1 protein-coding gene (only partly in view) is annotated in these 13,768 nt (G+C 66.7%); it reads right to left on the bottom strand.

Annotated elements, in window-relative coordinates; genetic code table 11:
* Nucleotides 1-5: 5 nt before the first annotated feature.
* A protein-coding gene (locus ABZ824_RS19920; protein WP_356964669.1) for a LuxR C-terminal-related transcriptional regulator crosses the window boundary here: on the bottom strand, nt 6-13,768 show its final stretch. It continues 25,102 nt past the right edge of the window; 13,763 of the gene's 38,865 nt are visible here — the last part of the coding sequence; its start codon lies off the right edge, out of view; its stop codon occupies nt 6-8.

Raw genomic sequence — 13,768 nt, 5'->3', positions numbered from 1 at the left:
AGCTCTCACGGCGTGGTGTGGCCGATCCAGTGGAATCCCTTCAAGAAGTCGGCCGCGTGCATTCCCCTCGGCAGGTGGCGGTCGATTTCGGCGAGGGTGGGGTAGCGGTCGTTCGGTGAGGCGTCGTTGGGTGGGTAATCCAGTTCGTCGAGGAGTTGTCGCAACTCCCGGGTGATCACAGCGTCCGGTTCCAGGGCGAGATCCGCACGGATGCGGCTGCTCAGCGCCCGCATGCCTGCGGCGAGATGGTCGGGATCGGTGACGCCGTTCCAGTCGAGGTCGTGCCTGATCGCGGCGCGAGCCCCGCGGCGACCGTGCACCGTGAAGGCCACGTCTTCCACCTCGGACCGACGGAGGTAAGCGCGGAGTGGGGAGACGACCTGGTCACCGGCTCTGGTGTGGGCTTGCCATGGTTCTATCCACAGCTTGTCGAATCGTGCGGTGAGCCAGCCGTTTTCGTCGAACTCGATGGAGAGATCCAGATCGCCCGCCTCGGCCGGATTCTCGCCACGGCTGACGAACACGCCGCGGATCCGTATCCCGGAGATGGACTCGTCGTCGGTACGCAGATAGTTGACACGGGTCAGCCGGAGCTCGAGCTCGAGGCCGTACTCCCGTTGCAGGCCGGACAATCTCGGTAGCAACTCGCTTTCGGCAGGGGGTTCGGCGAGCAGATCCGGTATGGCCGGCACCTCCGACAGATTCGGGTCCGGTGCGACGGTGGTCCGCCGAGTCGAGTGCGCCGTGGTGTCGAGACCGGTGCTGGGCAGGTCGGGGCGGGGCCTGCTCGGGTCGGCTGCATGCAGCATGAGGTCGCGGACCTGCTGATAGGTCAGTCGCGTCCCCCGTGACGGCCACTGCCCGGTCGTCTCGGCGTAGCTCCACAGGGCGAGGTAGTCGGAGTAGAAGCGACGTGTCAGGGGGCCGGCTGTGGCGGGGTCGACGCTGATCTTGCGCACGAAGTATCGGGAGTCGGTGTACAGCGAGTCGAGGGCGGCCATGGCGCGCAGCCGCCGGAACTCCCGAACTCCGGATTCACCGTGCTGGTCGCGAATTTCGTCCTCCACCATGATCGTCACCCGGGCCAGGGCCTCCGGCGGCCATGAGTTCCAGAAGACGGTGACGTAGTCCCACAACCGGTGCCGGACGCCGGTGAGATTCCAGTTGTCGAGGCGTACTTCGCCGTCGGGCCGGACCCACAGGTTGCGGAAGGTGGCGTTGCCGTGGCTCAGCCCGGCCGTCCAGGTGGTGTCGCCCGGCACCCAGATCTCGTGCGGAAGCGGTACTCGCATGCTGTGCAGGAACGGATGAGATTGTTCCTGCTTGATCCGCTGCATGCTCAGGTACAGCTGTTCCTGGTCGGCTACGGTGCGGACCGACAGATCGTCGGGCAGCTCGACCGCCTGCAACCGCCGCAACTGTCGGAGCAGGGCGCGCAAAGTCCGTGGCCAGTCCGGGTCACCGGTCGTGGGGACGCGGCCGGGGCCCATTTCGCGGAACGAGTAGTCGTCGGAGTGGGCCATCGTCGTCGGTACTTCGACACCTGCCTGCCGGGCCAGACCTTCCGCGCGTTCGTCGTCCAGGGCGACCTGGTCGACGAGCCGGTCTCCGGCGAGCAGTTTCGGATGTGTGGGATTGGCGGCCAGATCCTTGTCTCCAGGCGTGGCGACGATGCGCCGCACCTTCACCGGCTTTCCGCCGCCGTCGGTGACGCACCAGACCTCCGTGTAATGGCCGGCGACATCGGGGGAATTCGTCACGACGGTGATCAGCATGCGGGCCGCATCGTCGAGCTGCAAGCCGCCGTCGTGGACCGGTTCGGCGATGTCGAGCAGGTAATCGGTGCCCTGCGGGCGGCGCAGGGCAGGGCGGAATGTGATCGGGGTGGTCGGCAGCGCCGGATCGGTGAGGTCCTTGTACGCCCATCGCCGGGCGAACCACGCACTCGGCCCGGCCTGCCCGCCGGGCTCGTTGACCCAGCTGTAACCGCACCGCGCCGCTCGGACGCCGTCTTTGCGCGAGACCTCGACCTCGATCGCATCGGCGCCCATCCGCCGGGCCAGGTCTTCGGCCGGTCCGAGGAGGTACGGGCCGCCGTAGTCGGCGGCGAGGCGATCGAGGTCGGCGCCGATGGGTTCCGGACGTGCGGTGACTCGTCCGTACTCGTCGAGGTCGAAACGCACGGTGATTTCGCCGTATTCGCGGGTGCCGTCCATCAGCACGGTGCGCAGCCGAATGCGGCTCACCACGCCCGGGTCAGCGTCATCGAGCGACTCGTATTCCGCCGCGAGAGCTTCCAGCCTGGCAGGTCCGTCGGCACACCGCAGGGTGGCGATGGCTTCGGACAGGCCGGCCTCCGCTGCGGCGCTGTCGTGCCCGATCGTGGCCCGCAGCAGCAACTCGCGCACCGATAGCCGCGGCAGCCAGGATGTGTCCGGATGCGTCGCCTGGGTAGCCGGTTCGACGGCTGCCGATCGGTCGGTAGCCGAATCTGACGCCGTGAGGTGGTTTTCGCGTTGCCGTACGAATTGGCGAGACCATCGCTGCAAGAGGCTACGCACCTGGGTCTCATCCGGTGCCCGTCGACCCGCGGCCGCGAACACCACCTTCAGGTTGCGGTGCAACGCATCCGTCGCGTCGGCGAGGAAACTCGGGTCGCGGGCGATCAGCAGCGGCAACCGGAAGCTGTCTCCGGCAACGGATTTCCATGCTTCCAGCACCAGATATCGGTCGAAGTCCGCAGCAGCGTCCGCGCCGTGGTCGCGCCGCAGCCGCGCCCGGCACCAGTTCATGACCTTGTTCCGGACGGTGGGGGTAGGCCACGGGTTCCTTGTCGCGAACGCCACGTAATCCCACACCGGCGATCCCGGCTGGGTCAGTTCCAGGTCGAGCAGCCCGGCCCCATCGGGGCCCAGCTTCATATTGAGGAAGGTCGGATCGCCGTGCAGTACACCGAGCTGGATATCGTCGTTCGTTGCGGGCCGCACGGCGAAGATCTCGTACAGGCCGGGCAGACCCAGTTCGCCGTGCAGCCGATCATCGGTGTCGAACTCCAGGGGGATCCGTGCCACCTCGCGAACCAGTCGCTGCTCCCATTCGACGCGGGTGGTGGGTACTTGTTGCTCGGGTTCGGCCTCGGCCCAGTGCTCGGCGTGCAAGGCGTGCAGGCGATCGAGCGCCGGGAACACGGTCTCCGCGACGTCTTGCCACGGGTCATCCGGTGTGGGGTGTTCCCCGTCGAGGTACTCGTGGAACAGGTAATGCTCGGGATAGGACTCCTGGGCACCGACGTGATACAGCGCCGGTACCCGGACACCGGCCTTCCGGCACAGCTGGACCGCGGCGGATTCCCCGAACGTGAGGCCGATCCGGGGATCGAAATTGGGATTCGGCGTATTGATCGACGCCCGGATGACAACCTTCCGGCCGTTCAGCTCGAAGATCCAGACCCCGTGATGATTCCCGGCGAAGTGGGCTCGGTTGCGGAACAGCGTGGTGAGAAGTTCGATGTCGGTTCCGGTCAACGCGGGATCTTCGGTCTCGGCACCGATGGACGCCATCCGGGCTGTCGGTCGCGGAGCCGCACTAGGGAGTGGATCGGAAACGTCCGTGGACGCACTGTCCAGCACGCCCCACCACCTGCGGTCTTGCGGCCACTGCTGTGATGACGGCTCGAGATACGCGGCCAGCTCCGTGAAGGTCGGTCGTGCCTCGGCGGGCCGGTCGAACCGGTCGAGCATCGGGTCGGCGATGAGTTCCCGCGGGTCGGTGCTCAGCAGGTGCGCCGTGCTCTCCCGCGATTCGGCCAGATGGTCCGGATCGGAATCCAGCCGAAGACCGTGCTGTGCCGCAATCGTGAAGCCGGTCGGGCCGTTGACGGGCACGATGACCCGGCCATCCGTGCCGACACACTGGCGCAGTTGCGGAACGAAGTGCTGCGCGAAGTGTCCGCCCGCGAAGGCCGGGTCGACCACCAGGTGGTCGAAAGTCACCGTGACCCGGCCATTTTCGTCTTGGCGAACATGGAACCGCATATCGCCCGCTTCATCGACGCCCGGTAGGCCCTCGGCGGCTCCGCCCTGGCTGACATGGAAACGCATGTCGCCCGATTCGCCGACGCGCCACGTGCCCCCGGTGACAATGGTGGCTGAGACGGTCAAGCACCGATTCCCGGCGTTGTCGGTGTACCGTGCGGCGGTCGGTGTCACGGCGTAGTCGCGAGGACCGTACCGTCGATCCAGCAGACCGTTCACGACAGCCAGGAGTTCGGTGTCGCCTGCGACCTCGGCGGCCGGCAGAGCCGGATGCGGACGTGCCGTGGGCGCGACGGCCTCCGGACGTTCCGCGGATGATGGTGCCTGCCGGATCGGCTGCGCCGCAGGCTCATTCGGCAGCGTCGGCAGCCCCTGCCTCGTGCACACCTCGTTCACTGCTTCCAGCATCAGCGTGCGAACGACATTCGGCGACTCCGGCTCCCATCCGCGCAGGCGGCACAGCCGTCGATAGTCGGAGTAGAACCGTCCGGTGAGCCGGTCGGCCTTGCCGGCATCCTCCGCGATCTGCTGGACGAAATTGCGCGAATCGGCGTAGAGCGAGTCGAGGCAACCCATTGTCAGCAGCCGATCCAGTTCCGCTTCGGCGCCCGGTCCGACCAGCCCGTTGGCCTCGAGGTCGCGAACCTCGGTTCTGATCTTGTTCTCGACCTGTTCGGCGATCTCCGGCGGCCAGTTCGACCACAGCATCGTCACGTAATCCCACAGCGGGTGGGTGACGGCGGCATTGTCCCAATCGATCAGCGTCGCGGTGTCGTTCTCGTCGTCGATTCGCAGGTTGCTGAGCGTCATGTCGTTGTGATTGAGGCTCGGTCGCCAAATCGCGTCGTCGGTATCCGGCGACCAGGCCTGATGCGGGGCGAGGCGGAACAGCCGATCCAGCCAGGGCGCGCGGCGACGGTAGTTGCGGCGCTGCTGATCCAGGTAGAGGTGGAGGTGTTCGGTCACCGGCCGCACCTGCAGATGCGGGGGTAGCCGCATATCCAGCAGACGTCGCTTCGCCTCGAACATCTTGTTCAAGATCAGATCCCAGTTCGGATCATCCGGCTCCGGGGTGCGTCCGTCGGCATACTCCTCCACGTAGTAATCGCGCCACCGGTATACCCGTGCGGGAACATCGGTCACAGTTCCGGCAAGCTGCACGGCATCGGGTGCATCGAACGGAAGCCAATGGAACCAGCGGACATTCCGGTGCGACGGATCGGGGTTGCGGGTGAGGTCTTTTTCACCTGTGGTCGTCGGCAGTACCTGGTGCACGACTATCCGATTGCCGTTGTCGTCTCGATAGCGCCACGTCCGCTTGTTGTTTCCCTCGTAGTCGGGTGCTCGGAGTCGGGCCCGCAGGATCTGCCTGGCGGCAACCTTCGAGTCCAGGGTGCCGCGGCCTTCTCGTTTGATGTTGTCCAGCAACGTTTCCGGTGCGGGCGGGTCCGTGGGGATGGCTACGACCGGCCGCGCTTCGGGTTGGCTCCATTCGAGGTCCGTGGCAGCGGGTGCGTCGGCCATGTCGATGCACCCGGCCCACGGCGCGGCGATCTCCTCGAGCGGCACACCGGCGTCGATCAGGCCGGCATCCAACAGTTCCCTCGGTGTAGGGAGGTCACCTGACCGCAACCTTCGGCCTACTTCTGCGACGCCGGGCGGGACGGTCGGCTCGCGCTGCTCGAGGTCGTCGACAGCATCGCACAGGGCCTCTCGAATCGTTTCCATCTCTCCGAGATGCTCCCTGTTCCAATCGAACCCGGCCCGCGCCGCCGCCGGCCAGTCGCTGATCAACGTCACCCGGAGCCGGTCCGCGCCCGCGTCACGAACGAAGTCGAGCACGAGAGGTTCGACCTTCTGGGCTTCCACGTCGCCGACGCAATCTGCGACCATCCGGCCGGAGGCATCCGTGAAAAAGGTGAAATAGACCTCGCCGCTGATGCGTGTGCCTTCCACGACCGCAGCCGTGACGACCGCGGTGAGGAAGCCCTCCGGGGAGCCCAGCCACCGCAGCCTGACCGGCTCCAGCCGTCGCGGTCCGTCCCAGCGTTGGACGGCGGCCAGTGCCGCCGACTTGTCCACATCGTGGTGACCGGCACCGAGCTCCCTGTCGGCCGTGTGCAGCATCCGCCGCATCCACCGGCGTGGTTCCGTCGCGCGAGCCGGCGGAATCTCCCAGGCAGTCGCCGCGGCGGCGGACGTGTCCAGCAGTTCCAGCTCACGGAGCGCCCATTCCGCCAGCAGATCGTGAACCGCCTCCTCGGAGATGGGGTCCTGCCCGGCGGCGCGGCGGACGAGGGCGACGTTCCGGTAGAAGTCCGGAAGCACCTCCTCGATGGTCGCGAACCCGGTGGCGATCTTCTTGGGTAGCCGGTAGGCGTCGCCGATGATCGACTTGCGTGCCTCCAGCAGGACGTAGCGCTCGAAGTCCGCTACCAGTTCGGCACCGGCACCGGCACCGTATCGGTATTGCAGAATCGTTCGGATTTCGGAGTGCACAGCACGTCGTTCGGCGTCGTCGGCCCAGTCGTTCACGAGGTAGTACCGGGCCCAATCCCATGCGATGGGCGCGTATTGCGCGAGTTTCGAATCGGTGAACCCGATGCGGCCGTCGGCGCCGCGCCGCATCTTGCGGCGGATCGGGTTGCCGTGCGTGAAGCCCATCAGCTCGCTGCCCTCGTTGACGAGCGTCGGCTGCCACAAGACGAAGAGCGGGACGCCGCCGATCAGCGTGTCCAGCCTGTGGTCGAAGTCGCCGTGCTCCAGTGCCAGCACCCGGCGTTCTTGCTTCCGGTCCCATAGATGCTTCGTGTGGGGAGTGGAGGACAGGCCGTGTAGTCGAGACAACTCGAGGAAGACGTCCTCGGTTGTGCGGTCCCAACCCTCGTCCGGCAGGACTTCATCGCCCGCGATGTGCTCGTGAATCGTCACGCGGGTCTTGAAATCCAGTGCCATCGGCGACGATTCGGAGTCATAGAGCAGCCGCGGGCCGCGCACCCCGGCCTGGTGGAACAGGTCCGACGCTTCCGCCGCCGGCACGGCCAGCGAGTCGAGATCGAAGCCCAAACGCTCCGCCTCGTCCAGGTACACCCGGACCGTCACCATCGGTGCCGAGGTCGCGCCCGGTCCGGCGGGCAGCGGCAGATGCCAGACACCGCATTGGTTTTCGGACTCGTGCGGCGAGGTCACGCGGACCTGTTCCATCAATCCGAGCACCTGCTCGCGAGTGAGTCGTCGGTCCAGGCCCGAAGGGGCGGGCTCGGCCGTGACCGCCGGTGGTGCACAGCGTTCGCTCAGCCACTGCGGCGCGTTCTCGACCGGTGCGAGGCCCGCGCGCGACAGCAGGTCGCGACCGGACAGTTCCGCGGCGCCCGCGTCGTCGGCCACCTTCACCTGCAGCACATCGGCGCCGATGCCGCGCACGAAGTGCCGAACCAAGTCGAGGAACGACCCTCGTCCTGTGCCGCCCCGAGCGGACCGATACTCCGGTAGGAAGTCGCCGGCCGGCCCGGGCTCGACGTAAGCCGTGACGATTCCGGACGCATCTAGCTCGAAAATCAGCTCTATATCGCCGAATTCGGCTCGATCGATCATCACCGCGGCGCGCATGCGGAGGCGTACCGCCCCCTCGCGGGCGGGGTCCGGCTCGTAGGCGGCGCCAGTCACATTCAGTCTGTGTGTTCTGCGCTGTGTCTGTGTCGCCGGAGGCTGGATAGCGATGCTCAACTCGACCTGCCGTCGGTTCTCCAGCAATCTTCGAATCGAAGACCCGAGCCGCGGTGGGAGCGGCTCATCGAGTGCCGGTGTCATATAGGCGTCGAGGTTCGACGGCCGTCCCCGGGACAGGTGCCTCGTGAAGGCTTCGAGCACACGCTGACCTTCGTCGTCGGGTACCGGTCGATGTTCCGTTTCCCGACGCAGGCCGACCACGTACTCGGACCCGGCGCTGAGCTTCCCACGATTCAGGAGGGCCCGGCCGATGGCCGCTTCGCGGCGCACGAAGGTGAGGTTCGTGGAAAACGCCGACACCAGATCGGTGTACCGGCCCGGGTCGGTAGCGATGTCCGTGGGCGCGTGGAGTGCCTGGCGGATGGCCGCGATTCGTGCTTCGACCGCGAGGTAGCGGTGGAAGTCGGCTTCCCCGGCGCTGTAGTGCCGTTGCCGAATCTGCTGCACGCACCAGTTGAGCACCTGCGGCCGTACCTCGGGCGGCCAGGGATTGCGGACGGCGAATGCCGCGTACACCCAGGCGGGTGGGCCGAATGCGGTGGGATTCTCATGCGATCCCGCCTGTGCGCTGTCCCGGACGAGGCCGTCGAGTATCGGCGGGCTGTGCAGGCCGACAGGCTGCGCGCCGTCGTCCTCCGGATCTTCTCGTGACCAGAACATCTCGGACAACGGCGGCAGGCCGAGCAAGCCCGATCCCGATTCCGTCCCCGGGCCGGGGCGTAGGCCCGCGAGCCTCGCCTCCGCACCGCGCACCGCACGGCGGACATCCCGCTCCCAGGCGGCGCGAGTCGTCGTCACCGACGGCTCGCCCTCCGGGATGTGCTGTGCGAAAAGCTGTTCGGCGACGTCGCCGCGAAACGACAGATCCTCGCCCACCAGCTCGGCAACCCCCGCCGGGGTACCGGTGGCGTGCCGGGGAACGACGACATTGCGGCCCGTGGAGTCGTCGTCGTAGGGGCCGAGGTCGATCGCGACGGGGTCGACGCTGTTGCCGGGGGTCTTGGTGTTACCGCGGGTGCTCGACGTGCTCGGGAAAATTCCGGATTCCGGCGAACTTCGCGGGTGCCGGTCGGAGTCCCCAGGCCCGCGGGCGGGCTCATCAACCGTGGGCGGGCCAGGGACGGGCCTCGCTACACCCGGTGCGCCGGGGCGGGATCCGGTGTAGTGGCCGTCGGTGCGGAGGAAGTGGGCGTCGATATCCGGAGGTCGGTTGCGGTGGCTCGCGGGTACCGTGAGTCGGTTGGTCAGTGCGTGGATGCTCTTGGTGACGTCTCGGCCGGATTGCCCGTCGACGTAGCGGATGCTGCCGTGGTAGTTGACGACGTTGACGGTGTGGCCTTGCGAACCTCCGAAGGGTTGATGGCGGTAGGCGATGATGCCGCGTGCCAGGTGGCCGGCGTCGAGCAGTTGCTGTTCGAGGTCGGTCCAGCTCTCGACGTGCTGGAACGTCGTGTCGTAGTGGGCCTGGATGAACCGGACGTGGGATCGACTGTCGTCACCGGGTACTCGTCCTGTTTCCGACGGTTCGGCGACGATGTCGGGTCGGCCGCTGAGCCGGAGGTCGGCGGCGATGGTGCACTCGGCGCCGATGTCCCAGTTGCGCAGTGGGTTGATGCCGCGGATCCGCTCGAGCAGCGGGTCGTCGGGCGCGGGCTCCACCGGGGTGGGTGACGGTTGCGCCGCGCCGCTGTCCACGGCCGGTCGATCGGTGTCGCCATCGGGGGATTGCGTGGGTACGGTGTCGGGCGACAGTTGCGCTGCGACATCGGTCGTCTCCGTACTCGCACCGGTGCTGGAGAGGAAACGGCCATGCAGGTGAGCGGCGAGCTTCTGTATCAGTACTCGGCCCTGGCTACCAACTATGCCGAGCAGGTACTGGTCGATCACCCCGAGCATGTACTCGTCGACCGACCGGCTTCCGATCATCGAATAGAGTCGGGCCGCGAGATATCTGGTGCGCAGATACTCCGGCGACTCGCGGTCGAAACCGCGGCAGCCGGGGAAGTGCAGCGCCGACCACAGGTCGTTCTTGCGGTGCTGCTCCCAGAATTCGTATTCCTCGGGTGTGAGTACTTTCCGCATCTGGACACGGTCGCCGTCGAGCATCGGTCTGCCAGCCAGGTAGGACATGGTTCCAGTCGCGATCGACAGCAATTGCGGCAGTTCATCGAGCGATGTGTCACGCAGGTACCGCTGGAACGGCATGGCCCGATCGACGGCGGCGCTGCTGGTGGGTCCTTCCGGCTCGTCCTCCGGCATGGTCCGGAACTTCCAGACGGTGATCGTCTCGTTCCCCTGTATTCTCTTCTCCTGTTTGAACAACAGCGGGCCGTGGTCGGAAATACCCAGTAGCTGTTCGGCTTTCAAACCGGTTGCGACGACCAGCGCGAGTGTCAGGTAGATGGGGGAGCGTCGCAGCAAGCGCTTCAGTTCGAAGGCATCCTTGGCGGTGAGTTCTACGGTTCGCAGCGCGGCGCGGTCGCCCTTGCGCAGCGCCCGGAGCCACTGCCCGCGGTTGGCGACCCAATCCGGCCCGGACGGTTCGGCGGCGTTGGGAATCGGCATGTTCTCGAGGTAGGCGAACGGACGATTGCCGTCCTTGTCGCGGAAGGTCAGCAGTTCAGCGATGAGCTGCTCGATTTCGGCGGCCTCCGCCGGAGCGAAGCCGTCGTTCAGTGCGCGGGTGCGGGCGGCTCGCCTGCGTTCCGGATCGGTGACATGAAGCGCCGGACCGCGGCCCCCTCGGGCCGGTCGATGTTCGGCGCGGGTGGCTTCGGCGCCACGACCCGCGGTGATCAGGCCGATATTGTCCAGCGACTCGGTCGGCACCCGGGCCTCGATATCGGCATACGAGTTGTAACCCTGATGGACCTGCATGCGCTTGCGGAACTCTGGTGTCTTCGGTGGCTCCGCGGTGACCCGCACCGCTCCCCAGGACTCGCCGGCCGGATCCGGTCCCAGACCGCGGTTGAGGAATCGGCCGCGCCGGTCGGGAGCGGTGGCGCCGAGCCAGGCGATGGGATCACGGGTCGCCGTCAGCACGTAGACGTTCTCGGCCCCGATACCGAAGTCGGTAGCCCGAGTCATCGGACCCGCGCCCGGGGAGGCCGTCAGAACCACCTGGTCGATCTCGCCGGCCAGCCGAGCGTCCCGGCCCGCGTAGCACACGGTCGTGGAGCCGTAGCTGTGTCCGAGGAGAGTGTGCAGTCGTGGCAGCGCGGTGCCCCGATGCTCTGCCAAAGACTCGCGAGTGCTGTTGTAGGACACGATATCTCGCGCCACGACATAGCCCCCGACTTCGGCGAACCGGTGATAGAGGGGATCGAACGGGAGAACCGGCACCGTTCCCTTCAGCAGTTTGGTCGGGTGTTCGTAGCCGATATCGATGATGGCCGCCACGGTCTCTTCGGGTGCATACCGTGAGGTCATCTCGTATTGCGCACCCGCAAACCCGTATCGGTACAGCAGTGACCGCAGCGTGGTCCCGAAGCCGCCGACATGGCGGGTGACGTTCGTCGCTTCGTCGGCGTCTCCGATGGAGACGGAGATCCGGCCGTTGCCGTCGTATTTCTCGGCGTCGTAGGCGAGGAGTTGTACCGGCGGCGAGCCGAAGTCCTCGACGCGGCGTTCGATTTCGGCCAGTTGATCCCGGGTGGTCTCCAGGTTGAGCAGATGCGCCTTCTCCGCGGCGGTGAGCCCGCGGTGCCCGATGATCCGGCGCAGCTGTGTGAGCTGCCGGGTGATCGACCGGCGATTGGCGTAATCGCGCACGGTGTACGGGATGCCGTCGGTATTGCCGATCAGGGCGGGGTGTACCGCCACCATTCCCGCCCGCTGTTCGGTGGACAGCGAGAACCACCAGTGCGCATTCCTTCTGGCGCGTGCTCGGGCGGCATCGACTACCTCATCGGGGTCGACGCGCTCGACCAACGACCGCAGTGTCGCGTGCTCGCCGAACCGATGGCGCAGTGCGGCGATTGCCCGCGCCGCGTGCTCGTTCTCCGGTGGGGTGGGGTGTGGATCAGCTGGAAGCGTGGATCCTTCCTCGCCCTCGTCGGTGCCGAAGGCCCAGCGGGAGTCGGGAGTTGGTTCGGCTGGAGCGGTCTCGGCGTCGGACGGGGGCGTGCTGTCGCCGAGGTCGATGGCGACGGGGTCGATGCGGTTGCCGACCGGCGGGTTGTTCGTCTGTGCGGACCGGTTCTGTTCCGGGCCGGACCGGCTGTCGGGTTCCTTCGAGGAGCGGGGGTTCTCGGCTCGGGTCCGTGGCTGCGACGTGATGGGTTTCCAGGCTGCCCATCCCTCTTGCGAAATGTCTGGGACTGTAGCGCGGTCCCAGGTCCCTGAACGCAGTGCGTCGTGCAGTCGCATTGCGATATCACCGTCGTGCCTTTGTCCGGATGGGAACGGTGTCGCTAGGCCACCCATGCGTCGGTACTGCTCCCGCATCTGTTCGAGGCCGAGCAGTCGCGCCGGATCCACCGCGGGGCCCAGTCGTTCGAGTTCGGCTGTCCAGTCGGCGTATCGGCGGCTTCCGGCCCGGACGGTATCGGCCCACTCGGGCACCGTGGTGAACATGTCGTTGTCATACGACCCGGGTACGGCGCTGGGAGGCAGCCCGGCCCTTTTCAGGCCCCACACGAATGCCACCATTCGGGAGAATCGGCCGTTGAAGTCCTGGGCCCACGGGTGAATGGTGACCAATCGCTGTTGCAGCTCCGCGCAGATCAGGTAAGGATCGGCGTCCGGCTCTCGGATGGCAGCGTTGTACCAGCGGCACACCTGCTCCAGCGCGGCGCGCGTGCCTTCTGCACCGCCGAACGCTGGGTAGAGGAGCGCTCCGTGCTCGACTGTCTGCTGTTCCGGGCCCCGGAACGCGCGCAGCGGATCGGCCGCAATGGCTGTCAACTCTTCCTCGGTCGGTGGCACCTCCAACCGGCGTACCGTCGTCGCTCCGGGTCGGCCGGGGTGCAGGGGCTCGAGGACGACTCCATACGGACCGGGGCTGAATGGTCCCGGTACGTGCGTCAGCTGTGGGTTTTGCTCGACTGCGGAGATCTCGTCCGCGGTCAGCGGTGACCTCAGCCAGCCGAAGCCTCCGGGGTCCACCCGGAACTGGCCCACCATCTCGGGATGGTGCCGAATAGTAAGCCTGCGGTGGACCTCCAGCAGAAAATCAACGGTCAGATCCTGCTCGGTATCCTCCACGAGGCACTGTTCGATGAAGTGCCTGGCATCGAGCCAGCTCGCCCATCCTTCAGGACCATCGAAAATATCCTCCGGGCGGTCCTGGCCGGCGACGAGAGCGATTTCCCGGTAGCTGTCCTCCATGAACAGCCCGAGTTCGAGTGCACGCTCGGCGTCGGTGCGTATTCCGAGCGCCTGTTCGAGCCGACGGATCGCTTGCTGGACGTCGTTGGTCTCAGCAGTTGCCGACTCTTCTCCGATATCCCCGTCGAGGTCGATGGCGACGGTGTCGGATTCCGTTGTGGGGATCTCCGCCAGCGCGGCGATCGCGAGCGCGCGGGTCGCATCCAGCACTTCGGCTGGGTCGGTCTCCAGACCGCCGGGTTCTGGCTGCCCGGTAGCCGGGTCATTCGACAGAAGCGGCCAATACCGCTCGATGAGACGTCGTTGGCGTTCGGTAAGGGTGGTCAAGGCGTCCCGGACATCCGATGTACGGGCCAGGGCCAGTGCATCGAGGGCCGGGTCCGACGCCGCGACGATCCCGCTGCGGACCAAGAACTCCTGGAAATTCCGCCAGAACTCGGCGATCTTGCGAGCGTCGGCCACAGCTTGGTCGGCATCCGGCGGTGTCTCGTCCGAGCTCTGAGCGACTGGCTTCTTCTGTGGCGCGGCGATGTCGCGAGAGTGCTCCCACATCTTGTCCTGTCGCGCGAGCACGCGGCGATACCCGTCCACGGATCCGTACACCACGAACAGCGATTGCTGCATGGCGATGGCGCGCCGGTACCGATCGAGTTCCGACAGGTTACGGTCGTTGGTCA

Origin of the sequence: Nocardia sp. NPDC047038 (assembly GCF_040644075.1) — a bacterium.
In the GTDB taxonomy this organism is placed as follows: Bacteria; Actinomycetota; Actinomycetes; order Mycobacteriales; family Mycobacteriaceae; genus Nocardia; species Nocardia sichangensis.
The sequence above is the reverse complement of the archived record's forward strand: the minus strand, read 5'-3'. Positions and strand labels throughout refer to the sequence as shown.